This window comes from Pseudomonas sp. WOUb67 (assembly GCF_050058005.1).
GTDB lineage: Bacteria > Pseudomonadota > Gammaproteobacteria > Pseudomonadales > Pseudomonadaceae > Aquipseudomonas > Aquipseudomonas putida_R.
The window spans coordinates 3,586,779-3,612,923 of the sequence record NZ_CP170112.1 but is presented as its reverse complement, the minus strand read 5'-3'; the positions used below and the strand labels follow the sequence as shown (position 1 = coordinate 3,612,923).

Genomic DNA, 26,145 nt, shown 5'->3' with positions numbered 1-26,145 from the left:
CCTGACCTGCGTCGATTTCAAGGCCAACACAAGCCCTGTAGGAGCAGCCTTGCGCTGCGAAGAGGCCATTGCAGCCAAAGATTACCCTTAGCCTTACTGGCCTCTTCGCAGCACAAGGCTGCTCCTACAGGATGATGCGGCGGCCTGACCGCCGCGACAAAATTGTCAGGACGCCGCCGAGGCCTCTTCAGCCGCCTGCTCACGGCTGGCATACCGCTGCGCCAGCACCGCGCAGACCATCAGCTGGATCTGGTGGAACAGCATCAGCGGCAGGATCATCGCACCAATACCACTGCCCACGAACAGCACCTGCGCCATCGGCACGCCGGTAGCCAGGCTTTTCTTGGAGCCGGCAAACAGGATGGTGATGCGGTCCTCCAGGTCGAAGCCCAAGGCCTTGCCAAGCACGCGGGTGCCAAACAGCACCACCGCCAGCAGAATCCCGCACACGGCGAACAACCCGGCCAGGTGCTGCGGCGATACCGTGTGCCACAACCCCGTGACCACGGCTTCGCTGAACGCGGTATACACCACCAGCAGGATCGAACCCTGGTCCACTACCTTGAGCCAGCGCGCATTGCGCTTGACCCAGGCGCCGATCCAGCGCCGCGCAATCTGCCCGGCAACGAACGGCACCAGCAGTTGCAGGGTGATCTTCAGCACGGCATCCAGGCCAGAGCCTGTGTCACCACTGGCGCCCAGCAACATCATCACCAGCAAGGGGGTCAGGAAGATACCCAGCAGGCTTGACGCCGCCGCGCTGCAAATGGCTGCCGGCACGTTACCGCGGGCCAGCGAGGTGAAGGCGATGGCGGACTGCACCGTGGCCGGCAAGGCACACAGGTAAAGCACGCCCAGGTACAACTCGTTGCCCACCAGCGGCAGGAACAACGGCTTGAACGCCAGGCCAAGCAGCGGGAACATCACGAACGTGCAAGAGAACACCAGCAGGTGCAGGCGCCAGTGCCCGGCACCGGCAATGATCGCCTCGCGCGACAGCTTAGCGCCATGCAGGAAGAACAGCAGGGCGATGGCCAAGTTGGTCAGCCAGCCGAAATACACCGCACCATCGCCGGAGCAAGGCAGCACGGTGGCGATCAGCACCACCCCGAGCAACGCCAGGGTGAAATTGTCGAATAACATGCGCAAATACTTCATCACAGTGTCCGTCTTGTCATTGTGCAAGGGCAAACGATAAGGTCTGCGGCTTTTCGCCGCTAACGCCGGAACCCCCACCGGTATCGCTCAACGGACACGTTCTACAAAAGGACCCTTTCATGCCCCTCTCCCGCCTGGCCGCACTTGCGGCCGCCATTACCCTCACGTTGGGCCATGCCAACGCCCAGGCCGACGACCAGCTGCAAGCCAAGGTAGACCGTATCGTTCGCCCCCTGATGCAGGAAGAGGGCATCAGCGGTATGGCGGTGGCGATCTATGCCCGCGACCACGCGCATTACTTCAGCTACGGCGTGGCCAGCAAGGCCGACAATGTGCCGGTCAGCCGAGACACGCTGTTCGAGATCGGGTCGCTGAGCAAGACATACACCGCCACCCTGGCCGCGCTGGCCAGTGCCGAAGGCAAGCTGGACCTTGAAGCCCCAGCCAAGCGCTATCATCCGGCACTGGCCGGGGCGCCCATCGGCGACGCCAGTGTGCTGGAACTGGGCGCCTACAGTGCCGACTGCCTGCCGCTGCAATTCCCGGATGCAGTGCAAACACCGCAGCAGGTCGTCGACTTTTTCCGCCACTGGCAACCCCGCGCCAAACCCGGCACCCAGCGCTGCTATTCAAACCCCAGCCTTGGTTTGTTCGGCGACCTGGCCGCCCGCGCGCAGCACCAACCGTTTGCCACACTGATGACGGATGGCCTGCTGGCCAAAATGGGCCTCAAAAACACTTACCTGCAGGTTCCGGCCAGCGCCGAAGGGCTTTATGCCCAAGGTTACGACGCCGCCGACAAACCGGTGCGCGTTGGCCCTGGCCCTTACGCCGACGAGGCCTATGGCATCAAGACCAGCGCCAGCGACCTGCTGCGCTACGTGCGCCTGCACATGCAGCCTGAGGGCCTGCCACCGGCACTGGTGAAAGCCACGGCCATAACCCAGCAGGGCTACTTCCAGGTGGGTGACATGACTCAGGGCCTGGGTTGGGAGCGCTACCCCTACCCGGTCACGCTGGCGACCCTGGTCGATGGCAACAGCCCACGGCTGATCCGGGAACCACAGGCAACCACACGCTTGCAACCGCCCCTGCCCGCGCAGCCGGCAGCCTGGTACAACAAGACCGGTTCAACCAACGGCTTCGGTGCCTACGCCGCGTTCGTGCCCTCCGAACAGCTGGTTATCGTGTTGCTGGCGAATCGAAATTACCCGAACGAAGCACGGGTTCGTGCAGCCTTCGAGATCCTGTCCGGGCTGTAGTGAGAGCAGCGATTGTCGAACAAAACGACAGAAATGTAGTGCTTAAAAATATTCACTACAAAATCATTGACGCCGCTCATCGCCCTTGTGCATGATGAAGCCGTCTCCCTGATCGGGAGCGGTGGCAAGGGTGTTCCAGACGGCTTGCGCGGTAACGCAGGCCGTCCGTGGAGAGGGAACTGTCCAAAAGGCAGCGTGAGAAAGCCCCTGTTGCGATGCTGCTGTAGCAGCGTTGGTAGTGCGCTACACCGTGTTAGCGCCAACTGTGAAAATCACCTACGAATGGGTAATGGGGGCTTTATGATGAACTTGAACAACAATCCGACCATCGATCAACTGGCGCAGCTGTTCGCCGTACGCAAGGACAGCCTTGACGACCACTTGCTGTGGGTCAGCCAAACCGGTGAGGTGCGGCTCGACCGCCTGCCACCGAACACGATCGAAGATGAATTTGAAGAGCACCTGCCCAGCATGCGTGCCCGCTTCAAGGTCTACCGCCGTGGCCAGGGCTACGTCGGCAAGAAGGCCGCCGCCGACACCGAGTTCGTTGGCCGCGTCCTGCAGACCCTGCAACAAGAATGGCCCGCCGCCCGTGAGCGGCAGGCAGTCAAGGTGATCGAACCGCTCAACTGAGGGTTCTCACCCTTAACCAGGCCCGGCCCGCATAGGCCGGGCTTTTTCATGCCTGGCGCCGCTGGCGGCGGGTTTGCGGCAATGGCAAGGCCCCGGTGGCCATCGCACGGGCACGGTCGACACCCCACACCAGTGCGCGGGTCATGGTCTCCCCTGGCCGCGCAGGGTAGTACTCCTCCAGCAATGCCCGCCCATCGCCGGCATACAACCCCAAAAACAGCTGTGTCGCCCCCAAACGTGACAAGCGCACCTGCACATCCAGCGTGGTGCCGTCGCTGAGGGCTTCGTCGTGGCTGCGGCTGTGCAACTGGGCGTCGGCCCATTGCCAATAAGTCTCTTCCCTGACTCGCATGAGCATTCAATCCTCCGTTGCTGGAATGCCATGACAGAAAACCACAACCTCAGCCAGCCGGCGAGCGCAACCCGGCAATGCCATGAGGCGGATCAACAAAGCGCAATAAAAACCCCGCCATTGGGCGGGGTTATGTACTGGGGCGGGATCACTTCTTCAGCGGAACCCGCGGCATGAAGCGGCCTTTTTTGCTGCGCTGCAGGTGTGCAGGCTGGAGCTGTTCGGAATCATCCAGCGTCATGTGGGCGAACCCCAGGCGGAAGGCCGCCTGGCCGCAACGCACTTGGCTGTTGATCGGGAACGCATCGTTCAGGTCTTCGAAAAAGGATTCGCTCATGCCCTGTCTCCCTCCAGTGGCAGTCGCGCCGGCAACCAGAAGAGTCGCCCAGAAAACGCGGCCTGTGAAAAAGAGACTAGCTGGTCATTTGCGGACCGCCCGGACAAGAGCCCTGCAGCCGACCAGTGGCAAACCGCTCTACTTCAGGCGCACCGCCGTGCCGGTGGCAAATACCACCACCATGCCGCCCTGCACCGACGGCATGCTGATCTCGAAATCCACCCCCACTACCGCGTCGGCGCGCATCTGCAGTGCCCGTGCCTTGAGTTCTTCGGTGGCCTGCTCGCGCGCTTCACGCAGGGCGCTTTCCAGGGTTTGCGAGCGGCCGCCGAAAAAGTCGCGAAAGCGCGCGAAGAAATCGCGTACGAAGTTGATGCCCTGCACCGATTCGGAGCTGACCACGCCCAGGTATTCGGCAATCGGGCGACCTTCGAGCTGGCTGGTGGTGGAAATGATCATGAAAGCGCTCCGTTGGCCTGGATAAAGAGGCCGATTCTAACAGAGCGCCGAGCAGCCTATTGGCGCGGCTTACGCGCTGGCCGCCCGCAACCTTTGCCCGATCCGCGCGCCAAACACGTTCACCAGCAACCCTGCCATCACCAGCAAGGCGCCCCAGCCCTGGATGGCGGTCAGGCGTTCGCCCAGCAACAGCGCCGACGAACTCAGACCAATCACGGGTACCAGCAGCGAGAACGGTGCCACCTTGCCGGCCGGGTGGCGCGACAGCAGCTTGCTCCACAGGCTGTAGCCGAGCATGGTGGCGACAAAGGCCAGGTACACCAGGGCCAGCACCGAGCTCCAGCTGATGTTGGCCAGTGCATGGCCAATGCGCTCAGGCCCTTCCAGCCACCAGGACAACGCCAGGAACGGCAGTGGCGGTATCAGCCCGCCCCAGATCACCAACGCCACCAGGTCGACCGAGCCAAAACGCCGGGTGATGATGTTGCCCATGCCCCACATGGCACCACCGCACAAGGTCAGCACCAGCGCCAGCAAGGGTACATGGCCGCCATCTTCGCTACCGATCAATGCCAGGCCGCTGGCCGCTACCAGCAGGCCCAGCACACTGGCCAGGCGCAGCCTTTCACCAAGGAACAGCGCAGCGAAACCCAGGGTAAAGAACGCCTGCGACTGCAAGATCAACGAGGCCAGCCCGGGCGGCATGCCGCTGTACATGGCCTGGAACAGGAAGGCGAACTGGCCCAGCGAAATCGTCGCGCCATAGGCGATCAACCAGCGCCAGGGCAGTTTCGGCCGCTTGACCAGCAAGATTGCCGGAAATGCCACCAACAAGAAGCGCAGCGCCCCCAGCAACATCGGCGGCAAGCCATCGAGGCCCACCTTGATGACCACGAAGTTGACTCCCCAGGCGACGATCACCACCAGGGCGATGAGCAGGTCCTTGAGCGGCATTGCGACTTCCTTCTACAGGCTTTGCTGACATATTTCGTTACAGCATAAGGCTATTCCTCAAAAGCGAACCAGCACAGTTATGGCCAAGGGTTGCGCAACAGTGACTGTCCTGTGCCCTTGAGGCGACTCAATCACTAAGCAGGGGTTCCATTCCTGTGGGAGCGGGCGTGCCCGCGAAGCAGACGACGCGGAGAATGGCACCGGCTGCGCCGGTGTTCGCGGGCACGCCCGCTCCCACAATGACCGTGCAGGTTTCAACGCGTTGGGGCGCCGTTGGTTCCACAGGCAGGCACCAACCCATCCAAGTCAGCAAGTCACAGGCTCAATCCTGATAACCTGGTGCCACCTTTTCCAACATCCGCAACAACGCCGCCCACGCAAGCTGCAGCGCATCCGGGTCGGTCAGCTCACCCTGCTTCAACCCCCGCCCCGGCGCGTTGAACTGCCGCTCCGTATGCGCGCACACGTCAGCCGGCGGCAGTATCAGTTGCCCGGCACTCTGCGCTGCCAACTGGATCTCGCAAGCCTTCTCCAGGTAGTACATGCGCAGGAATGCTTCGGCCACGCTGCGCCCGGTGGCCAGCAGGCCGTGGTTACGCAGGATCATCACCGGCTTGTCGCCCAGGTCGGCCACCAACCGCTGCTGCTCGTCCATATCCAGCGCGATACCTTCGTAGGCGTGGTAAGCCACTTGGCCGTAAAACTCCATGGACATCTGGTTCACCGGCAGCAACCCGCACTCCAGCGCAGCCACCGCGCAACCTGCACGGGTGTGGGTGTGCAGCACGCAGTGGGCGTCTTCGCGGGCGGCATGAATGGCGCTGTGAATGACGAAACCGGCCGGGTTGACCGGGTGCGGCGAAGGTTCGACCGGCCTCCCCTGCAGGTCGATCTTCACCAGGCTGGAGGCAGTGATTTCATCGAATAACAGACCATACGGGTTGATGAGGAAGTGATGCTCTGGCCCTGGCAAGCGCAGGGATATATGGGTGAAGATCAAGTCGCTCATGCGAAAGTGCGCGATCAACCGATAACAGGCTGCCAGCTCCTGGCGCAAACGCTGTTCCATCGCGGTCATGGATGTTCCCCTGTAAATGAAGTGGCGCGAAACTACTTGGTCGCCCAGGCATTAAAGCGTTGCTCCAGCTCTTCGCCATGATCGACCCAGAATTCCACATTCATTGCCAACGCCCCCTGCAGGTTCTGCGGCGAAGTGGGCACCCAATCGGCCAAAGCAGGGTCGAGCCTGGCAGCGGCTTGGGTATTGGTGGGTCCATACGGGATCTGCCGCACATAACGCACCTGGGTATCGGCCTGGTTGGCGTAGGCGATCAACCGGTTGGCCTGATCGACATGCTGCGAGCCTTTGATGATCGCCCAGTAATCCATGCCATACAGGCTGCCAGGCCAGACCACTGCCAGCGGGCTGCCCTGCTGCGCCGCCACAGCGATACGCCCACTGTAGGTTGAGGTCATCACCACATCACCAGCGGTCAGCCATTGCGCAGGTTGCGCGCCCGCGTCCCACCACTGGATGTAGGGCTTGAGCTCACTCAATTTGGCGAAGGCACGTTCGACACCGGCCGGCGTCGAGAGTACCTGGTAGACATCCTCGACCTTGACCCCATCGGCCAGCAGGGCGAACTCCAGGTTGTACACCGCACGCTTGCGCAGGCCGCGTTTGCCCGGGTACTTGCTCACGTCCCAGAAGTCGGCCCACGAGGTCGGTGCCTGGGCCAGCTTGTTGCGGTCATAAGCGATGGCCACGCTCCACACCAATGCGGCAGAACCGCAGTCTTGCGCCGCATCAGGGATCAGCTCGGCGGCATGACCCAGGCGCTGCCAGTCCAGATGCTCGTACACGCCCTCTTCACACCCGCGCATCAAGTCCGGCCCCTCGATCTGCACCACGTCCCAGTCGACGTTGCCGGTGTCGGCCATCACCTGGATGCGCGCCATCTCGCCGTTGTATTCGCTCTGGATCAACTTGCTGCCGTCCTGCGCGCTGAACGGCTTGAAGATCGCCTCGTCCTGGGCCTTCTGGCCAGCACCGCCGTAGGCGACCACAACCATTTCTGGTGCGGCCTGCGCGCTGCCCAGGCCAACGGCCAGCAACGCTGCGCAAAGGCCAGGAACACGGGGTAATACCTGCATCGTAGCTTCCTCCTGCCGGTGCCCTGAGGGCCCGATTTCTTGTTGTTGTGAGGTCACACCCTCGCGGTGAGGGTGATCAAAACCTAGTCGCGCACCAGTAAAAAAACAAGTTGATTTTTTACTGGCGCTACACTTTCATAAACAAAACAAGAACAACACCGCACCGGAGCCGCCTGTATGCAGACCGCCTTCCCTCACCTGTTCGAAGCCTTGCAGATCCGCGGCAAACGCTTGAAGAACCGCATCATGTCCACCGGACACGACACCTGCCTGCCCACCGACAACCTGGTCAACGACAAGCTGATCGCCTATCAGCGCGACCGCGCAGCCGGTGGCGTCGGCCTGATCGTGCTGCAGGTTGCCGGGGTACACGACAGCGCCCGCTATACCTCGCATGTGCTGATGGCCACCGACGATGCCTGTATCGACGGCTACCGGCAGCTTGCCGAGGCCTGCCATGCGCATGGCACCGTGGTGCTGTCGCAACTGTTTCACCCCGGGCGGGAGATCATGGAGTCGGCGGACGGCCTGCTGGCGGTTGCCTACTCCGCGTCCTCGGTGCCCAACGAACGCTTCCGGGTGATGCCCCGCGCACTGGACCAGCCGATGATCGACGAAATTGTCCAGGGCTACGCCAGTGCGGCACGGCGCCTGCACCAGGCCGGGCTGGACGGCGTCGAGGTGGTGGCCAGCCATGGCTACCTGCCTGCACAGTTCCTCAACCCGCGGGTGAACCTGCGCAGCGACGGCTACAACGGCGATCTGGAACAGCGCCTGAGGTTCCTGCGTGAAGTGCTGGCCGCCGTGCGCGCTGCCACCGACGAGCAGTTCATCATTGGCCTGCGCATCAGCGCCGACGAGCGCGACAGCCAAGGGCTGAGCGAGGATGAGTCGCTGGCCGCAGCGGTTGCCCTGCAGGGCCAGCTCGACTACCTGCACATCGTCGCTGGCACCTCGGCGTCCCTGGGCGGCGCCGTGCACATTGTCCCGCCCATGGCCATCGAGGCGGCTTACCTGGCCCGAGAAGCGGGAACCTTCAAGCAGCAACTGGACATTCCGTTGTTCGTCACCGGGCGCATCAACCAGCCCCAGGAAGCCGAACTGATCCTGGCCCGCGGCCAGGCCGATGTCTGCGGCATGACCCGTGCACTGATCTGCGACCCGCTGATGCCGAACAAGACCGAACGCGGCCAGGTCGAAGACGTGCGCGCCTGCATTGCCTGCAACCAGGCCTGCATCGGCCACTTCCATCGTGGCTTGGCCATTTCCTGCATCCAGCGGCCAGAAACCGGCCGCGAATTGCAGTACGGGCAGCTGACGCCCACCACCACGCCCAGGCGCATCCTCGTCGCCGGTGGCGGGCCCGCCGGCATGAAGGCCGCCGCCGTGGCCGCCGCCCGTGGGCACCAGGTAACGCTGTACGAGGCCGGCCCGCAACTGGGTGGCCAGGTGCTGCTGGCCCAATTGCTGCCGCGGCGCAGCGAGTTCGGCGGCGCCAGTACCAACCTGCAGCGGGAAATGGCCCTGGCCGGCGTGGAAGTCGTCCGCAACACCCGGGTCGACCGCGCCCTGGTCGAGCGCGAGAGCCCCGACCTGGTCATTGCCGCCACCGGCGCTACCCCCTACTGGCCGGCGTTCGAGCGCACCGGTGAACTGCAGGTGGTGGACGCCTGGCAGGTACTGCGCAATGAAGTGAAGCTGGGGCGTTCGGTGCTGGTGATCGACTGGCGCTGCGACTGGGTCGGCCCTGGTATCGCCGAGCGCCTGGTGCGCGAGGGGCATCAGGTGCAGTTGGCAGTCAATGGCACCCATTGCGGCGAGAACCTGCCGCTGTATGTGCGCGACCAACTGGCCGGCGAGCTGCATCGCCTGGGGATCCCCATCACCCCCTATGCGCGCTTGTATGGCAGCGACGACAACACCGTGTACCTGCAGCACACCGCCAGCGGCGAACCGATGATCTTCGAAGGCGTCGACACCCTGGTGCTGTGCATGGGCCATCAGCCGGAAGACAGCCTGGCCAGCGACCTGGCCGGCCTGGTGGAAGTGCGGCGGGTTGGCGACTGCCTGGCACCCCGTACCGCCGAAGAAGCGATTCACGACGGCCTGACGGTTGCCTGGTCGCTCTGAGGCTGTACATACTGCGGCTTTTGCGATGGACCGACGTGCATGAGCCAACTCCCCCAGCCCCCCGCCAGCGAAGCCGGGGGCGCCGCGCCGCAGTTCCTGGGCACCCGCATCCGCGGCCTGCGCAAGCGCCGCGGCATGACCCTGGCGGAGCTGGCCGCACACAGTGAACTGACCGCCGGCTACATCAGCCAACTGGAGCGCAACCTTTCCTACCCGTCGATCCCGGCGCTGTTCAACATCGCCCGCAGCCTGGGCGTGACCATCCAGTGGTTCTTCGCCAGCGAAGCCACCACTGCGCCAGAGGACCAGGGCTATGTGGTGCGGCGGGGCAGCCGCCTGAGCGTGCACTATGAAGATGGCATCGTCGATCAGCTGCTCACCCCCCAGCCCAACCGCCAGCTGGAGATCCTGCACTCGCGCTTCCCCCCCGGCACCTACAGCCAGCAAAGCTACAGCCATGAAGGCGAAGAAGCCGGCTACCTCCTTAGCGGCAGCTTCGAGCTTTGGGTGGGCGAACGGTATTTCCAGCTGGGTGAAGGCGACAGTTTCAGCTTCTCCAGCCAGGAGCCCCACCGCTACGGCAACCCCGGCGAGGTGGATGCCGTGGTGATCTGGGTGATCACGCCGCCAACATTCTGAAGCACTCCTGCAGGCGCTCGTAACACCGTTGACCCGCAATACGGTCTACCTTGTCCACCGAACTTGAAAAGGAGCACAACCATGAAGCAGATCCTGATCATTGGCGCGGGCTTTGCCGGCCTGTGGAGCGCACTCAGCGCCATCCGCCAGCTTGACCTCAACGGTAGCAAGGACGTCGAGGTCACCTTGCTCGCGCCCCAGGCCGAACTGCATGTGCGCCCGCGCTTCTATGAGCCCGACGTACACACCATGGCTGCGCCGCTGCAGGACCTGCTCGATGCCGTCAACGTTCGCTTCGTGCAAGGCACGGCATTCCACATTGATGAAGCGGCCCGCCGGGTCAGCTACCGCACCCGCAGCGGCACCCAGTGCGCCCTGCCCTACGACCGCCTGATCATGGCCTGCGGCAGTGTGCTCAACCGGCCCGACATGGCCGGTATCGAGCAGGTGTTCGACGTCGACAAGATCGACAGCGCGGCGCGCCTGGAAAGCCATCTCAAGTCGCTGGCCAGCCTGCCTGACACGCCGGCGCGCAATACCGTGGTGGTGGCCGGTGGCGGCTTTACCGGCATCGAGACGGCCACCGAGCTGCCGGCACGGCTACGGGAAATCCTCGGTGAAGACGCAGCGTTGCGTGTGGTCGTCATCGACCGAGGCGTCAAGATCGGTGCAGCGCTCGGGGACGGCATCCGCCCAGCCGTCGAGCAGGCTTGCGAGGCGCTGGGTGTGGAGTGGGTGTGCGGTGCCACAGTAGCTTCGGTTGACCCTGCCGGCGTGTTGCTGGACAACGGCCAGCGCATCGACGCCAGTACGGTGGTGTGGACGGTGGGCTTCAAGGCCAACCCGCTCACCGAACAGATCAGCGGCGAGCGCGACCGCCAGGGGCGTCTGCACGTGGATGGCAACCTGAAGGTCAAGGGCAACGATGCAGTCTACGCGGCGGGTGATGTGGCCTATGCCGCCTGTGACGACCTAGGCAATTATGCCGTGATGTCCTGCCAGCATGCGATTCCGCTGGGGCGCCATGCAGGCAACAATGCCGCTGCCGAGCTGATTGGCGTGCCCCCCATGACCTACAGCCAGCCCAAGTACGTGACGTGCCTGGACCTGGGCGCCTGGGGCGCGGTGTATACCGAAGGGTGGGAGCGTGCGGTGTCGCCACCGGAGGACAAGGCCGAGGCCAAGGTGCTGAAGGCGCAGATCAATACACAGTGGATCTACCCGCCAGCGGCTGATCGGGCAGTGGCGTTGGCGGCGGCTGATCCAGCTATCCCGGTCGCCTGAAACGGCCTCATCGCCGGCAAGCCAGCTCCCACATGGTTCGCATCGACTTCGAGTCGTACGCAGTACCTGTGGGAGCTGGCTTGCCGGCGATTAGGCCATGACAGGCCGGCTACCGAGGATCAGGCAGCAGCAAACAGCTCGTTGGCAATCTGCGCCTGTGCAGCATCAATGGCCTGGCTACGCTGCTCCGGGCCATAGGCCAGGCCATGGGCGCGGACGATTTCCAGGTCGGTGACACCGATAAAGCCCAGGAACACTTTCAGGAAGTCTTCATGCCCGGCGCCAGTCGGTTGGCCAGCGTGCAAACCACCGGCGGTGGACACCAGCACCACTTTCTTGTTGCCGCACAGGCCTTCCGGGCCCGCTTCGGTGTAGCGGAAGGTCTTGCCGGCAACAGCAACGCGGTCGATCCAGGCCTTGAGCTGGGTCGGCACGGTGAAGTTGTACATCGGCGCACCAATCACCACAGCATCAGCGGCCAGGAACTCTTCCAGGGTTTCGGCGCTCAGCTTGGCTTCGAAGGCCTGGGCTGCATCGCGCACGTCTTCAGGGGTACCTGCGGCTACCAGGGTGGCGGCAGAGAAGTGGGCGATGGCGTCGGCGGCCAGGTCGCGGTAAACCACTTCCACGCTCGGGTCAGCGGCTTTCCAGGCTTCGACCACTTCGCGGCTCAGCTGGCGGGAGGCGGAATTGTCGCCCAGGATGCTCGAATCGATATGCAACAGTTTCATGGGACTCTCCAGTGATGGAAGACCGCAGCGTCGGGCGATCACGATGGAGAGAATCCTACAGGGGTGAGTAATGGCTGAAAAGATGGCAAAAATGCGCTAGTTTGTCCCACAGATGGAACAGTGAGACATTCCCATGCAAGATCTCAACGACCTTTTCTACTTTGCCCGCGTGGTCGAAGCCGGCGGTTTCGCTGCCGCCGGGCGTCAGTTGGGTATCCCCAAGTCGCGCCTGTCGCGGCGTATTGCCGAACTGGAAGAGCGCCTGGGTACCCGCCTGCTGCAACGCACCACACGGCAGCTGAAACTCACGGCGGTGGGCGAGCGCTACCTGCACCACTGCCAGGCCATGCTGCTGGAAGCCGAAGCCGCCGATGAAGCCGTGGCCAGCATGAGCAGCGAGCCGCGGGGGCGCTTGCGGGTATCTTGCCCGGTGGCGCTGGCGCATGCCTTCCTGCCGGATGTGATCAGCCGCTTTCTTGCCCAGTACCCGCTGGTGCAGCTGGACATGGTGCTGCTCAACCGCCGGGTCGACCTGATTTCCGAAGGCATCGACGTCGCGCTGCGCGTGCGCGACCTGGGCGATGAAGACCCGGCCCTGGTTACCCGCCGCCTGCGCCAGGCGCAGATGCAACTGGTGGCAGCGCCCGGCTTCGCCGACCATATCCGCGAACCGGCTGAGCTGGCGTCATTGCCGGTGCTCGGCGCCGCCGAAGCAGACCGGCTGGTGCACTTCCGCCTGTTCGGCCCCCAGGGCAAACAGCAGGAAATTGCCCTGGAACCGCGCTTGGCCATCGATGATTTCGTGGTACGTAACGCTGCTGTACGGGCGGGACTGGGGTTCACCGCGCTGCCGAGCATGTTCTGCGAAGAGGAACTGGAACGCGGCGAACTGGTGCGCCTGCTGCCAGACTGGTCACTGCCAGGCGGCTATCTGCAGGCGGTGTACCCGCATCGGCGCGGTGTACTGCCTGCGGTGCGGGTGTGGATCGATCACCTGGCGGCATCCTTCGAGGCCTGTGGAGAGCGGTATGTCTGATAGGAAGATGAGCGAAGCCCAGGTGGCGGCGTTTTGCCTGAGCCTTCCGGGTGCACGGGAAGACTACAAATGGGGCGGCATCCGGGTGTTTTCGGTGGCGGGCAACAAGATGTTCGCGGTGCTCGACCTGGCGGGTGCGGGGCTGTCGTTCAAAGTGGCCGATGAGCTGTTTCTCGGCTACTGCGACCGCCCAGGGGTGCGTCCTGCGCCGTACCTGGCGCGGGCGCGGTGGATCAGCATGGCGCTGCCCTACCCCATGGGGCGTGATGAGTTGTGTGATTTGTTGCAGCGTTCGCACCAACTGGTGGTGCGGCGATTGCCCAAGCGGTTGCAGGTGGGGTTGTTGATCTAGTCAGCCTGTACCGGCCTCTTCGCGGGCTTGCCCGCTCCCACAGGACTACCACACCCTTGAAGACTTAGGGTTTACCTGTGGGAGCGGGCAAGCCCGCGAAGAGGCCGGTACAGGTCACAATCAATTGAAGGGCAGATAACGCCCCTCAAAGAACAACCAGTCCGCCCAGAACACCTGATGCACCAGCACAATCCCCCAGAACACCAACTGGTACGAAACCTTGCGGGTCTTGTGCCGGAACAGCTGCTGCGCCAATAACGCACCCGGCCAGCCCCCCAGCATTTCACTGGCGTGCAGCACTTTCTCTGGCGTGCGCCAAGCCTGCGTACGCGCCTGCTGTTTATCCTGCCAATACAACATCAGGCTGATCAGGCTCATTGCCGGGTACAGCGCCAATGGCCACCAGGTCTGGTCGCTCCAGGCCATGCGCGCCGCACCCAGCCCGGGCAACAGGCAAAGCAGGCCCAACAGCAGCAGCTTCAGGCGCACATTGCGTACGCCTTCAGCCCGTTGCCCGCGCAACGCCTCAGCCATGGGCGGTGGACCAGTCAACCCAGCCGAACTGCCAAGTCGCCAGAATCAGCAGGCCGAAGACGATGCGATACCAGGCAAATGCCGCGTAGCTGTGGTTGGCAATGAACTTGAGCAGCGCTCGCACAGCGATCATTGCGAAAATGAACGAAGTCACGAAGCCAATGGCAAACACCGGCAAGTCACTTGGCTGGAACAGGTCGCGGTACTTGTAGCCCGAGTACACCGCCGCACCGACCATGGTCGGCATCGCCAGGAAGAACGAGAACTCGGTCGCCGCCTTGCGCGACAGCCCGAACAGCAAGCCACCGATAATGGTCGAGCCGGAGCGCGAAGTACCCGGGATCATCGCCAGGCACTGGACGAAACCGATCTTCAGCGCGTGGCTCCAGCGCATGTCGTCCACATGGTCCACCTGCACGATGTGCTCGCGACGCTCGGCCCAGAGCATGATGACGCCACCGATAACCAGCGCGGTCGCGACGGTGATCGGGTTGAACAGGTATTCGTGAATCAGGTCGGCGAACAGCACGCCCAGTACCACTGCCGGCATGAACGCCAACAGCAGGTTGCCGGTGAAACGCCGCGCCTTGGGCTGGCTGGTCAGGCCGAATGTCACTTCGAGAATCTTGCCGCGAAACTCCCATACCACTGCCAGGATCGCCGCCAGCTGGATGATGATGTTGAAAGCCATGGCCCGTTCGCCACCAAACCCTATCAGGTCGGCGACGATAATCTGGTGCCCGGTACTGGAGATCGGCAGAAACTCCGTCAGCCCTTCGACCACGCCTAAGATGATTGCCTGGAAGGCAGTCCAAAAATCCATCATTCCCCCGGATGGAGCGCTGCTTGCTGCAGGCCCCTTGTTCTTGATTTGCTTGAAATTGCCGCACGCGGCCCGGCTGTTTTACAGCGACTGTTGGGCGCAACGCCAGTAGAAAAGTTCACGGCTGCTAAAGGTTTCATCTTGCGCAGCCGAAATGCTGACAGAGCGCCTTTGCATTTGCTTTACCTGACCTGTTGCAGACTAATACAAAGATAGCACTTAGCCATTAGTCGGGTGGGGGCCTGCCGCAAAGCATGCTTGGATGCACCTTAATAAAAAGAACAATGCGGGAGCTCGTGGATGAAGACTCTGAGATCGATGTCGATCAGCCGTCGCCTGTGGTTGATCCTTGTGGTGGCAGTGGCCATGCTGGTGGTGCTGGGCTTGCTGATGCTGCGCCAGATCCACGGTGACCTGTACCAGGCCAAGGCGGAAAAGACCCGCCACGTGGTGCAGACCGCAGCCGGGGTACTGGCCTACTACCAAGGGCTCGAAGCGGCCGGCACACTCAGCCGCGAAGCTGCCCAGCAGCAGGCGCTGCAAGTGGTGCGGGCGCTGCGCTACGACCACGACGACTACTTCTGGATAAATGACCTTGGGCCGAAGATGATCATGCATCCGGCCAACCCCAAGCTCGACGGCCAGGACCTCTCGGCCATTCGCGACCCCGACGGCTTCGCCGTGTTCAACGAGATGGTCGCACTGGCCCGCCACCAGGACGCCGGGCCGGTCAACTACCGCTGGCCCAAGCCCGGTGCCAGCGAGCCGGTGGCCAAGACTTCCTATATACAGTTGTTCAAGCCCTGGGGCTGGATCATCGGGTCTGGCGTGTACGTCGATGACGTGCAGGCCGAATTCGCCCGCCAGCTGCGCGACGCCTCGCTGGTGGGTGTGGGCATCGCCCTGCTGATGGCGCTGGTGGTCATGCTGATTGCCCGCAGCATCGCCCGCCCCTTGCAGGAGGCCGTGCAGGCCATGGGCAATATCGCCAGCGGCGAGAGCGACCTGACCCGGCGCCTGGACACCCATGGCCGTGACGAAATCACCCACCTGGGCGAGCACTTCAACCGCTTCAACGGCAAGCTGCAAGGGGTGGTCGGCCAGTTGCAGGGCGCGGCCCACGCACTGGCCCGCTCCGCCGGGCACGTCGGTGACAATGCCGGGGCCGCACAGCAGCACAGTGCCCAGCAATCGCTACAGATGGACCAAGTGGCCACTGCCGTGAACGAGGTGACGTACGCCGTGCAGGACGTGGCCAAGACCGCCGAACAGGCCGCCGGGGAAATGCGCACCGCGCAGCAGCAGGTAGCGCATGGCCAGCAAGCCATTCATGGCAGCCTGGCGCAGATTGATCGGCTATCGCTGACCATCGACCAGGCCGTGCAGGTGATCCGCGACCTGGCCGGGCACAGCACGCGCATCGGTGGCGTGCTGGACGTAATCCGCTCCATCGCCGAACAGACCAACCTGCTGGCGCTGAACGCAGCCATCGAGGCGGCACGGGCCGGCGAGCAGGGCCGCGGCTTTGCCGTAGTCGCCGACGAGGTGCGCCTGCTGGCCCAGCGCACAGCGCAGTCAACGGCCGAGATCCATACCATGGTCGCGCACCTGCAAAGCCAGTCGGACGCGGCGGTCAAGGCCATCGACACCAGCAGCGAAGCCTCGCGCCAGACCGTCGAGCAAGCCCGCGAAGCCGGCGCCAGCCTGGATGCCATCAACCAGGTGCTGAACAACCTCACTGCCTTGAATGCATCCATCGCCAGTGCCACCTTGCAGCAAGCGCATGTGGTCGAAGAGATCAACCGTAACGTGCTGGATACCGCCGGGCTGTCCCAGCAGACCGCCGATGCAGCGCGCCAATCCAGTGATGCCGGGATGGCCCTGGGGCAGTTGAGCGAGGAGCTGGAACAGTTGATGCGGCAGTTCCGGGTCTAACCCTTGTAGGAGCAGCCTTGTGCTGCGAAGAGGCCAGTAAGGCCAGCAGATCTCCATTTGCCTTACTGGCCTCTTCGCAGCACAAGGCTGCTCCTACAGGAGTTCGCCAGCAAACTTTCAAGTACCTACACCTTGCCTGTCTGACCCGCTACAATCGCGCCCTTCCCTCGATAGACTCTCCAAGGATCGCCGATGTCCGGCCTTGAACTCATCGCCGCCGTCCTCGGCGTTACCGCTGTCTGGCTTACGGTCAAGCAGAACGCCTGGTGCTGGCCGATCGGCCTGGTCATGGTGCTGATCTATGGCTGGCTGTTCTACGAGGTAAAGCTGTATTCGGGCATGTTGCTTCAACTGGCCTACGCCATCCTGCAACTGTACGGCTGGTGGCAATGGAAGCGCCCCGGCCACGCTGAAGACGCCCGCCAGGTTTCCCGCCTGCAACGCCCGGCACTGCTTGGCGGCCTGGCTGCCGGGCTGCTGCTGAGCGCGGCCCTGGGCGCGGCCATGGCCAACTGGACCGATGCCGCCCTGCCCTGGCTGGACGCCACCCTCACCGGCTTCAGCCTGGTAGCGCAACTGTGGATGGCCCAGAAGCGCCTGCAATGCTGGCCGCTGTGGGTAGTGGTAGACATCGTCTATGTAGGCCAGTACCTGCACCAGCAGCTGTACTTCACTGCAGGCTTCTTCGCCGTGCTTACCCTGATTGCCGTGCGCGGCTGGCTGGAATGGCGGCGCGACCCGGCGTTGGTGCAGCCATGAGCGCAGAACAGGCCATGAAGGTACTGGTGCTGTGCGGCCCCGAATCCAGCGGCAAGAGCTGGCTCAGTGGCGTGATCCAGGCGCATTTCGGCGGCGTGGTGGTGGGCGAGTACGTTCGCCACTTCATCGACCAGGAGTGCCGCGATACCTGCTACGCCGATATCCCCACCATCGCCCGGGGCCAATTGGCCTGGGAGGACCGGGCCCGCGAGCAGGCCCCACCGCTACTGATCCTCGACACCCACCTGCTGAGCAACATGCTCTGGAGCCACGCCTTGTTCAACGACTGCCCGCCCTGGCTGGAACAGGCATTGCTTGCAAGACGTTACGACCTGCACCTGCTGCTCAGCCCGCAAGGCGTGGACTGGGTTGCCGACGGCCAGCGCAGCCAGCCCGACCTCAACGACCGCCAGCGCTTTTTCGACGACAGCCTGGCCTGGTTGCAGCGGCATGATCAGGCGCACCAGATACTTGAGGGCAATTGGCCACAGCGCCAATTACTGGCCCTGCAGGCGGTTGCTACGCTGCTTAATATTGATACGCCAGCATGCCCGACCGAGTGTTAAGCCACTGAGACACACCGGTGGGGCAAAGCCCCCGAAATTGCGGGGCTTTCCCCCGCATCGGCGTCAGTGTCAAGCCAATGAAACACCCCTGCAAAAACCCTTCCAGTCAAAGCCACTGCTGGTTTAGCCAGCAATACCCCCGGCTACCTGTATCAACCCTGAGACAGAATACGCCGCAGATTCTCATCCCTTTGCCTTAACCCGTTGATCTGCAAACGATTCTCAAAAGCGGCACACCTTCTGCTCTGTTGTTCGCATCGCTGAACAGGGCCAGCGCTCAAAGAAGGAGTTGCCGTCGTGAGGAAAAGTGCCAAACACCTCTATCACCTCGTAATGGTGGGTTGTGTATTGGGGTCACTGAGCCTGACGGCCCAGGCGGACAACGGGATCATCATCATCAAACGCGACGTGCAGGTGCGCAACGCGACAGTCCCCCCCCTGATCCCTGACCCAAGTCCCACCACGGTCAACGCCAACCCTTCTGCCTACGTGCTCAAACAGACCAACGAGCTGAGCGATGGCGACTTCGCCAGCATCAGCAGTGGCTCCGGCATCAGCAACATGATCACCCAGCAGACCAACAACCTGGGCGGCAACCTCGGCAACCAGAACCAACTACCCAACCTGTCGAGTGGTCGGGGCACTGGGGGATCGGGCAACGGGATCTCGAACATGGTCAACTCAAGTGTTCAGCGCGGGCTCGCTCCGTTGCAGATCCTGACTGGCGGGGGCAAGTGAGATGAAGCATATGCTGCTGATTCTGGCCACCCTGTGCAGTGTGCCAGCCCTCGCCGACTCGCTTGTTCCCGTTATCAATAACGCCAATATCGACAACTCTGGCAGCCGCTATCAGGGCAACCTCTCTGTCAACCAGGCTGCAGGTGACAAGCAGCAACAGGTCAATGCGCGTGCCATCGCCGTGGGGCCTGAAGCGAACGCCAGCACGCAGATCCGCCAGCGGCTGAACACGCCGGCCGACAGCGCGATGGATGCCCGCTCGACCATTCAGGGCAACGCCTTCAGCAACGGCAGTGGCGCACTGGGCGTCAATCAGAGCGCCGGTGCCAATACCCAGCAAGCCAACGCCCTGAGCATCACCCTCAGTGCGCAACCGCAAAGCATCGACGACAGCGTCCTCATGCAACAGAACGTGGCGCTGATCAACAACTCCGGAGCAACTGACATTCCAGCCGGCTATCGCCAGGTCACCACCAGTGACCAGGCCTTCACCGGTAGCCGTGGGGTGATCCAGTTGAACCAGAGTGCCGGGGTGGGAAACCGCATGGCCAACACCTTGAGCATCCGGGTCGCGGATTGACCCAATCAGTTAAGAACAACACTTAACCTAATAAAGTACGGAGAATCACCATGAAACCCTCGATGGCAATCAAGCCTCTGGTTTTCGCAATTGCTGCGGTCATGGCTGTTGCTGTACAAGCTGGGCAAAACGATCGGCGTAATGACCACCATAACGGCCACCATAATAATGGTCAGCATACGCCTCCACCCACCAAAATCCCTGTGTATGCAACGGCCGATGCTATAGACACCCAAAGCAGCACCCGTAACACCATCACCAACCAAGGCACCATCAACGAAGCCGAGATGAGCGACTCGGGCCAAGGTTCCAGCGGTAACGTGGGTGTCAACGTGGCGGCCGGTAACGGCAACCAGCAGGACAACGCCGCTGCCATTGCCAACGCTGGCGCCGATTCGAGCCTGGACAACAGCTTCGTGTTCGGTATGGCCAACGCGACTGCAGACGTTCAGCAAACCAGCAGGAACAACCGAGTCGACAACTGGTCGACCCAGTCGTCGGCTGTGATGAGCGGCTCGGCCAGTGGGGCTGAAGGCAATATCGGCATCAACGTTGCCGGTGGTGACCTCAACCAACAGAAAAACACCATGGCAATCGCCAACTCCAATGCACCATTGGGTAATGCCACTGCCACCGCCTCTGCCAATCAGGATGGTCCTGGCCTGACCGTGAACAACGGTGCTGACCGCACCTATCGCGTCGACACGATCACCATCACCACCTCGGCAAGCGGTTCGGCATCGCGTGATGGCACGTTCAACTCGACTGACGACCGCAGCTCGTCGTCGAGCTTCAGCGTGGCTGGCTCGCAAAGCGCCAGCAACAGTGGTTCGAGCGGCTGGAACTCCAGCGGTTCGAGCAGCTCGAACGCCAGCGGCTCCAACAGTTCCAGCGCAAGTGGCTCCAACAGCTGGGGCCTGAGCGGCTCAGCCAGCGGCAGCAACAGCTCGTCGAGCAGCGCCAACCTGACGGCCTCGCTGGACGCCGCAGCCAACGCTACGCGTACCCTGACCACTGATGATGGCCGTCGCGAACGCACCCGCTCCAGCACCTTCGACGGTTCGCTCAATGCATCGCTGGATGTATCGGTCGACAAGTCGCACGAAAGTGCCTACGACTCGTCGTTCGAGAAGGCCTTCGACTCCAACTACGACAAGTCGCATCAATCGTCGTACGACAAGTCGAAAGACTCTTCCTACACCAAGTCTCACGACTCTTCGTATGAGAATGCTTCGGCGTCTGACTTCTCGAAGTCTGGCGAGAAATCGAAACAATCCTCGAACGACGTTTCGAAGAGCTACAGCGAAAGCAGCGCTTACGACTTGAGCAATACTGTGTCCTTCCAAGTGCTGACCCCGACCGGCTGGGCCAACCCTGTTACCAATACTGCAACCCTTAGCGGTTCGGTAAATGGTGGCAGCGGCAACCTGGGCGTGAACGTGGCAGCCGGTGTGGGCAACCAGCAGAGCAACTCGCTGGCCATCTCCAACACCTCGTTCTAAACGTTGCGCTTGAGGCCCCCTTCGGGGGGCCTTTCTTCAACACACCGGAAGGCACCCGATCATGCGTATTTTCGCCTTGGCGTTTTTGCTGTGCCTGGCCAGCGTGAGCGAAGCTGCACAAATGCCGCTGTCCGTCCTGCCGGGCGGCGCCGTCGTGTTCAAACCGATCCAGAGCGTGCGCGAACGCAAGTTTGCCGACCTGGTGCAACAGAAAACCGACTTCAGCTGCGGCGCCGCCGCGCTGGCCACCATCCTGCGCCAGGCCTACTGGCTGGATGTGGACGAACATCAGATCATCGAAGGCATGCTGGCCCACGCCGACCAGGACCTGGTGCGCACGCAGGGTTTCTCGATGCTCGACATGAAACGCTACGTCGAAAGCCTGGGGATGCGTGCCCGCGGTTACCGGGTGGCGCCCGACACCCTGCACAGCGTGCGTATCCCGGTCGTGGTGCTGATGGATGTGCGTGGCTACAAGCACTTCGTGGTCATGCAGAAAATCGACAAAGGCTGGGTATACGTCGGTGACCCGGTGCTGGGCCATAGGCGCTACAAAGTCGAAGACTTCCTCAAGGGCTGGAACGGCATCATTTTCGCCGTGATCGGTCAGGGTTACGACAAGAACAATATCCTGCTCGACCCGCCCCTGCCGCTGACCGCCAAGGGCCGGGTGGACAACTTCACCCCAGTGAAGGACAACGAGCTGCTGGACTTCGGCTTCATAAAAAGCGACTTCTTCTAACGACTGTTCTATTGACAAGGAGCATGATGCTCCAGGGAGCATTTCATGAAGTCTTCATTGTGGCTGGCCATCGCCTGCCTGGCTGCCAGCCTGCCAAGCCACGCCGAGCCGTTGAAACCCATCGAGCTGAAGGACCAGGAACTGGCGAACCTGCGTGGCCGCTATGTGATGCCGGGACGGATCGTAAGCTTCGGCATCGTCATGAGCAGCACCTGGCAAAACGCCAAGGGCGACGTGATCGGGGCGACGTCCACGCTGCAGGTTCAGCAAGCGACCATCAAGCCCCAGTTCTATGTGTCGATGATCGATGAAAAAGGCACAGGCACAGCTCCGAACAATGCGCCCTCTGCCGGGACGGGTGTGGTCACGGGCGGTAACGGCCTTGGCACGACCGAGGGGGTGACCCAGGTGGTCCGTGCGGCCGGTGACAATAACGCGGCCTACAACAACGTCGATATCAACGTCACCAAGGCCAACCAGGCCCCCGCCGTGCAGCAGCAAGGTCAGGTGCTGGCCGCTGGCCAGACGCTGGTCGGGGAAAACGGTGCCGGCGCGCTCAGCGTGTCTTCCAGCGGTGTAGGCGTGCAGCTCAACATCAATGCCAGCAATAACCAGGGCAGCAGTATGCAACGTCTGGCCCAAGGAGGGCTGATGCAGAACTCGACCCTGCTTGGCAACGGCAACATGGTCAAAAACGTGACATCCCTGAATGTCGTCATGCGCGAGAACGTGCCGACAGCGGCTTCGCTCAACGGTAGCCTTGACCAGCTCAAAGGTCTTCGCACTTTCGGATACTGATCTACGCTCAGTCTCATCACAAGTAGTTGGAAGGGACGGCAACTCCATGTACCGATCTTTTACGCTTCGCGCTTTTGTCTGTTTGACTACCCTGGCCCCCGCCACAGCACTCTACGCAGCCGCCGACCCCCAGGTCGAAGCGCTGAAACAGGAACTGATAGAACTCAAACGCCGCTACGAGGCCCAGCAACAGGCGCTGATGGTACTGGAGCAGCGCGTGCGCCAGGTCGAGGAGGCCCCGGCAGCGGCGCCGCCCAAACGCCTGGTCAAGTCCCCCGCCGAGGGGGTCAAAGGTGCGCAAACCGTCGCCTCAGGCGCGCCGGGCACCACAGGCAGCTCTTATGGCCAGGCGCTGACCGCCGATTCCGAGCCGGCGCAAAGCGTTTCCAACCTGTACGACGAAGCCAGCGGGTTCTTTGGCGGTGGCAAGTTCAGCTTCGAAACCGGTGTCACCTACACCCATTACGATACCCGTGCGCTGACACTCAACGGCTTCCTGGCGCTGGATTCGATCTTCCTTGGCAGTATCAACCTTGACCGGATCAAGGCCGACAACTGGACCCTGGACATGACCGCGCGCTACAACCTGGCGCAGCGCTGGCAGTTCGACATCAACGTTCCCGTGGTGTACCGCGAGTCCACTTATTCTTCCGGCGGAGCGGGAGGTGCCGGGGCCACCACGTCCGATGCAACCGTCACCCGCGACCCGGAAATCGGCGACATCAACGTTGGCGTGGCCTATAAATTCATCGACGAGGACGAGAACTGGCCTGACGCTGTTGCCACCCTGCGGGTCAAGGCGCCTACCGGCAAAGATCCGTATGGCATCAAGCTGCGCGAGGTTGACGGCAACAATAACCTGGCAGTGCCGGACAGCCTGCCGACCGGCAACGGCGTGTGGTCGATCACACCGGGCATCTCGCTGGTCAAGACCTTCGACCCGGCCGTGCTGTTCGGCAGCCTGTCCTACACGTACAACATGCAGGACTCGTTCAGCGATATCAGCCCGCAGGTCAACAGCAAGGTGCCGGGTGACGTGAAGCTTGGCGATTCCTGGCAAATTGGCGGCGGTATCGCCTTTGCCCTGAACGAAAAGATGAGCATGTCGTTCTCGGTGTCTGACCAGTTCGCCCGCAAAAGCAAGATCAAACCCGATGGCGGCGACTGGCAATCGATCTCCAACAGTGATTACAACGCCGCCAACTTCAACGTCGGCCTGACCTTCGCCGCTACCAACAACCTGACCATCGTACCCAACCTGTCCATTGGACTGACCGATGATGCGCCAGACTTTTCCTTCAGCCTGAAATTCCCCTACTACTTCTGACACTTGCCCTCGGCCGGGCCCGCTTGCGCGGGCCCGGCTTTTGGTTACCAGCCTTGTAGCAAACCGCTTTCCCTTCCCCGGCCTGTTATCATCCAGCACAGATGCATGACGATTTAATGGCAAAAGGGAAGTTTTTGTGAAGAACCTGTCAGACCACCCACGTACCCGGCTTGCCGCGTTGGCAACCCTGGTGCTGGTGATCCCACTGGGTACGCGCGCCATGCTGGGCTGGTCCAACCCGCTCGGTTACCTGTCCGACCTCGCCCTCGGCAGCCTGCTGATAGTGCTGCTGCACCGTCGGCCATGGTGGCTGGCCCTGCCCGTGCTGCTGGCCTGGGCAGCCCTGTGGGTGGCTTCCGCCGAATTGGTAAGCGCCGTGGGCCGGTTGCCCACCAGCGCCGACCTGACGTACCTGTTCGACCCGCAATTCATGGAGAATTCGACCGGTGGCGGCCTGGCCCACGCCTGGCTGCCCTTGACCATGGGTGCCGGCCTGCTGGCCTGGCTGGCCACGGCCTGGCGCAGCCGTAGCCAACGCAGCATGCCCCTGCCCCGCACGGCCTGGGCCATTCCAGTATTGCTCTTTGGTTCCCACTGGGGAAGTCAGCAGCTGGCACCTACCGACGCCGACCAGTGGCGCCAATACAACCTCACCCACCAACTGATGTCGGCCGGTGTCGGCAGCCTGGAGCGCACGGTCGAAGGCTGGATGGGCCACACGCAAACCTTCACGCCGCTGGCCAGCAGTGGCCTTACCCAATCCGACCTGCACGGGCAGCGGCTGCTGGCCGGGCCAGGCAACGCTCGCAACCTGCTGGTCATCACGGTGGAAGGCATCCCCGGCGCCTACCTGCGGCCCAACCGTCAGGCCCTGCACAGCCGCTTCGACGAAGACCTGATGCCCAAGGTCAGCCAATGGGCCGAGCGTGGCATGAACACCCCTGACTATGTGCTGCATACCCACCAGACCATCCGCGGCCTCTATGCGATGCTGTGCGGCGATTATGACAAGCTGGCCAATGGCACGCCAAAGGGCGTCGAGCTGCTGACCCAGAACGAACGCAACCAGGCCTGCCTGCCAGCGCAACTGCGCCAGGCCGGCTTTACCACCCACTACCTGCAAGGTGCCGGCCTGCGCTTCATGGCCAAGGACCGCATCATGCCGCATATCGGCTTCGACTCGGTGCATGGCCTGGAGTGGTTCCGCAACAAGAACTACCTGGACTTCCCTTGGGGCAAGGATGACCGGGCCTTCTTCGAAGGTGCCCTGGACTACGTCGGCCAGCTGCAGAAACAGGACAAGCCGTGGATGCTGACCCTGCTCACCGTGGGTACCCACCAGCCGTACTCCGCGCCAGCCGAATACCTGGAGCGCTATGACACGCCAAAACAGGCAGCGGTCGCCTACCTGGACGACGCGCTCGGGGCCTTCCTCGACAACCTCGAACGCCAGGGCGTGCTCAAGGACACCCTGGTGGTGGTGACCTCCGACGAGTCCCATGGTATCGATGGCGTGCGCCTGGCCTCGTCCTGGGGCTTCAACCTCACCCTGGCGCCGGAGCAGGCGCAGCTGCCGCATATCAAACGCGGCACCTATGGCCATATCGACCTGGCCACCTCCGTGCTCGACTACTTTGCACTGCCCATTCCCATGGCGCTTGGCGGTCGCTCGCTATACCGTGACTACGACACCGGCCGCGAGATGATTTCTTACACCAACGGCATGCTGCGCTACCACAACGGCCAGGGCGTCTTCACCGAGTGTGACTTCCAGCAACGCTGCCGACGTTACGCCAGCGAAGGTTTCATTGCCGATCAGGCCCGCTACCTGGGCCCGGGCGACAGCCTGCTCGGCCAGCAGATCGGCGCCCTGGCCGGGGTGCTCGACCAGTCACTGCTGCAAACCCCGCTCAACTTGCGTTACCAGTTTGGCGGCCCTTCGCCCATCAAGTTGCGCAAGCGCATCCACGATGACTGGGCCGACAACCTGATCGGCGCCCAGTACCTGGAAATGCCAGGGGGATCGCATACCCGGGTGCGGGTAAAGGTGCGCTCGCTGGACCCCAAACGTGTGGCCTATATCCAGCTCAAGGCCAAGCAACTGGAGCAGGACGTACAGTTGGGTTTGCCTGCTGAAGTGAAGGTCACCGCCGACAATCCAATGGAAATGGAGTTCAGCTTTGACAACCCTACCGAGCGCAAGGCGTTTTCCTTCCACCTGCTGGGCTACGGCGGCGGCAGGGTAGAAATCAGTGACTTCAGCGTGATCACCGCGCTGCCCGGCGAGGATGACGCCGCAGATGAACTGACCGAAGGGCAAATCGCCCATTCCGGCTGAGCGCCGTACCGCTCATCACCCG

The 26,145-nt window shown here is 62.5% G+C and carries 27 protein-coding genes and 1 pseudogene; 18 read left to right on the top strand and 10 right to left on the bottom strand.

Annotated elements, in window-relative coordinates:
- Positions 1-165 precede the first annotated feature (165 nt).
- On the bottom strand, positions 166-1,158 hold the full coding sequence (locus ABOC32_RS16175; protein WP_426807933.1) for a bile acid:sodium symporter family protein: 993 nt from the start codon (positions 1,156-1,158) through the stop codon (positions 166-168).
- A 119-nt stretch (positions 1,159-1,277) separates the two neighbouring features.
- Here ABOC32_RS16175 and ampC point away from each other — a divergent pair, with 119 nt between their 5' ends.
- Entirely contained in the window at positions 1,278-2,420 is a 1,143-nt protein-coding gene (gene ampC / locus ABOC32_RS16170; RefSeq protein WP_426807932.1) for a class C beta-lactamase, read from the top strand.
- A gap of 300 nt (positions 2,421-2,720) precedes the next feature.
- Positions 2,721-3,053 carry a hypothetical protein gene (locus tag ABOC32_RS16165; RefSeq protein ID WP_016486521.1) on the top strand — a complete coding sequence of 111 codons (333 nt, stop codon included), beginning with the start codon at positions 2,721-2,723 and terminating at the stop codon, positions 3,051-3,053.
- Between the two features lie 46 nt (positions 3,054-3,099).
- Here the strand turns inward: ABOC32_RS16165 and ABOC32_RS16160 are convergent, their stop codons facing one another.
- From ABOC32_RS16160 to ABOC32_RS16135, 6 genes are all read right to left on the bottom strand, one after another.
- Entirely contained in the window at positions 3,100-3,411 is a 312-nt protein-coding gene (locus tag ABOC32_RS16160; protein WP_426807931.1) for a hypothetical protein, read from the bottom strand.
- 142 nt (positions 3,412-3,553) lie between these two features.
- Entirely contained in the window at positions 3,554-3,742 is a 189-nt protein-coding gene (locus tag ABOC32_RS16155; protein WP_003253897.1) for a hypothetical protein, read from the bottom strand.
- A 138-nt stretch (positions 3,743-3,880) separates the two neighbouring features.
- Complete coding sequence (locus ABOC32_RS16150; protein WP_234225128.1) at positions 3,881-4,201, bottom strand: YbjQ family protein; 321 nt, start codon at positions 4,199-4,201, stop codon at positions 3,881-3,883.
- A gap of 69 nt (positions 4,202-4,270) precedes the next feature.
- Positions 4,271-5,155, bottom strand: coding sequence for an EamA family transporter (locus ABOC32_RS16145; protein WP_234225129.1), 885 nt, complete (start codon positions 5,153-5,155; stop codon positions 4,271-4,273).
- A gap of 322 nt (positions 5,156-5,477) precedes the next feature.
- The gene (locus ABOC32_RS16140) at positions 5,478-6,233 is read right to left on the bottom strand and encodes a class II aldolase/adducin family protein (RefSeq protein ID WP_426807930.1); all 756 of its coding nucleotides are present in this window, start codon (positions 6,231-6,233) and stop codon (positions 5,478-5,480) included.
- A 32-nt stretch (positions 6,234-6,265) separates the two neighbouring features.
- Positions 6,266-7,309: an ABC transporter substrate-binding protein gene (locus tag ABOC32_RS16135; protein WP_426807929.1), complete on the bottom strand. Its 1,044-nt coding sequence runs from the start codon at positions 7,307-7,309 to the stop codon at positions 6,266-6,268.
- Positions 7,310-7,486: 177 nt separating this feature from the next.
- On the opposite strand from ABOC32_RS16135, the gene ABOC32_RS16130 reads away from it, so the two are divergent.
- From ABOC32_RS16130 to ABOC32_RS16120, 3 genes are all read left to right on the top strand, one after another.
- Entirely contained in the window at positions 7,487-9,439 is a 1,953-nt protein-coding gene (locus ABOC32_RS16130; RefSeq protein ID WP_426807928.1) for an FAD-dependent oxidoreductase, read from the top strand.
- Positions 9,440-9,478: 39 nt separating this feature from the next.
- Positions 9,479-10,078: a helix-turn-helix domain-containing protein gene (locus ABOC32_RS16125; protein WP_426807927.1), complete on the top strand. Its 600-nt coding sequence runs from the start codon at positions 9,479-9,481 to the stop codon at positions 10,076-10,078.
- Between the two features lie 81 nt (positions 10,079-10,159).
- A complete protein-coding gene (locus ABOC32_RS16120; protein WP_426807926.1) occupies positions 10,160-11,362 on the top strand; it encodes an NAD(P)/FAD-dependent oxidoreductase in 1,203 nt (400 codons plus the stop codon).
- A gap of 119 nt (positions 11,363-11,481) precedes the next feature.
- Here ABOC32_RS16120 and ABOC32_RS16115 read toward each other — a convergent pair whose 3' ends face one another.
- A complete protein-coding gene (locus ABOC32_RS16115) occupies positions 11,482-12,093 on the bottom strand; it encodes an FMN-dependent NADH-azoreductase (protein ID WP_043196405.1) in 612 nt (203 codons plus the stop codon).
- A 133-nt stretch (positions 12,094-12,226) separates the two neighbouring features.
- Here ABOC32_RS16115 and ABOC32_RS16110 point away from each other — a divergent pair, with 133 nt between their 5' ends.
- Both ABOC32_RS16110 and ABOC32_RS16105 read left to right on the top strand, forming a co-directional pair.
- A complete protein-coding gene (locus ABOC32_RS16110; RefSeq protein WP_043196408.1) occupies positions 12,227-13,129 on the top strand; it encodes a LysR substrate-binding domain-containing protein in 903 nt (300 codons plus the stop codon).
- Positions 13,122-13,481: an MmcQ/YjbR family DNA-binding protein gene (locus ABOC32_RS16105; protein WP_016500020.1), complete on the top strand. Its 360-nt coding sequence runs from the start codon at positions 13,122-13,124 to the stop codon at positions 13,479-13,481. Before ABOC32_RS16110 ends, ABOC32_RS16105 begins: the two co-directional genes overlap by 8 nt.
- A 120-nt stretch (positions 13,482-13,601) precedes the next feature.
- On the opposite strand, the gene ABOC32_RS16100 is transcribed toward ABOC32_RS16105, so the two are convergent.
- Entirely contained in the window at positions 13,602-14,015 is a 414-nt protein-coding gene (locus ABOC32_RS16100) for a DUF1294 domain-containing protein (RefSeq protein ID WP_426807925.1), read from the bottom strand.
- The gene (locus ABOC32_RS16095) at positions 14,008-14,838 is read right to left on the bottom strand and encodes an undecaprenyl-diphosphate phosphatase (RefSeq protein ID WP_426807924.1); all 831 of its coding nucleotides are present in this window, start codon (positions 14,836-14,838) and stop codon (positions 14,008-14,010) included. Before ABOC32_RS16095 ends, ABOC32_RS16100 begins: the two co-directional genes overlap by 8 nt.
- A gap of 300 nt (positions 14,839-15,138) precedes the next feature.
- Between ABOC32_RS16095 and mcpP the strand changes: the two are divergent.
- From mcpP to ABOC32_RS16040, 11 genes and pseudogenes are all read left to right on the top strand, one after another.
- Positions 15,139-15,900 (top strand): annotated as a pseudogene (gene mcpP / locus ABOC32_RS16090) (methyl-accepting chemotaxis protein McpP); the annotation flags it as partial.
- A gap of 138 nt (positions 15,901-16,038) precedes the next feature.
- On the top strand, positions 16,039-16,773 hold the full coding sequence (locus ABOC32_RS16085) for a methyl-accepting chemotaxis protein (RefSeq protein ID WP_426811615.1): 735 nt from the start codon (positions 16,039-16,041) through the stop codon (positions 16,771-16,773).
- Positions 16,774-16,965: 192 nt separating this feature from the next.
- Positions 16,966-17,532 carry a nicotinamide riboside transporter PnuC gene (pnuC, locus tag ABOC32_RS16080; protein ID WP_426807923.1) on the top strand — a complete coding sequence of 189 codons (567 nt, stop codon included), beginning with the start codon at positions 16,966-16,968 and terminating at the stop codon, positions 17,530-17,532.
- The gene (locus ABOC32_RS16075) at positions 17,529-18,098 is read left to right on the top strand and encodes an AAA family ATPase (RefSeq protein WP_426807922.1); all 570 of its coding nucleotides are present in this window, start codon (positions 17,529-17,531) and stop codon (positions 18,096-18,098) included. Before pnuC ends, ABOC32_RS16075 begins: the two co-directional genes overlap by 4 nt.
- A gap of 297 nt (positions 18,099-18,395) precedes the next feature.
- Entirely contained in the window at positions 18,396-18,836 is a 441-nt protein-coding gene (locus ABOC32_RS16070) for a hypothetical protein (RefSeq protein WP_426807921.1), read from the top strand.
- A gap of 1 nt (position 18,837) precedes the next feature.
- Positions 18,838-19,416 carry an adhesin gene (locus tag ABOC32_RS16065; RefSeq protein ID WP_426807920.1) on the top strand — a complete coding sequence of 193 codons (579 nt, stop codon included), beginning with the start codon at positions 18,838-18,840 and terminating at the stop codon, positions 19,414-19,416.
- 50 nt (positions 19,417-19,466) lie between these two features.
- The gene (locus ABOC32_RS16060; RefSeq protein WP_426807919.1) at positions 19,467-20,918 is read left to right on the top strand and encodes a heme utilization protein; all 1,452 of its coding nucleotides are present in this window, start codon (positions 19,467-19,469) and stop codon (positions 20,916-20,918) included.
- A 61-nt stretch (positions 20,919-20,979) separates the two neighbouring features.
- Positions 20,980-21,660: a C39 family peptidase gene (locus tag ABOC32_RS16055; RefSeq protein ID WP_426807918.1), complete on the top strand. Its 681-nt coding sequence runs from the start codon at positions 20,980-20,982 to the stop codon at positions 21,658-21,660.
- Between the two features lie 45 nt (positions 21,661-21,705).
- Positions 21,706-22,458, top strand: coding sequence for a hypothetical protein (locus ABOC32_RS16050; RefSeq protein ID WP_426807917.1), 753 nt, complete (start codon positions 21,706-21,708; stop codon positions 22,456-22,458).
- A gap of 46 nt (positions 22,459-22,504) precedes the next feature.
- Positions 22,505-23,785, top strand: coding sequence for a hypothetical protein (locus tag ABOC32_RS16045; protein WP_426807916.1), 1,281 nt, complete (start codon positions 22,505-22,507; stop codon positions 23,783-23,785).
- A 136-nt stretch (positions 23,786-23,921) separates the two neighbouring features.
- Positions 23,922-26,123 carry an LTA synthase family protein gene (locus tag ABOC32_RS16040; protein ID WP_426807915.1) on the top strand — a complete coding sequence of 734 codons (2,202 nt, stop codon included), beginning with the start codon at positions 23,922-23,924 and terminating at the stop codon, positions 26,121-26,123.
- Positions 26,124-26,145: the final 22 nt, after the last annotated feature.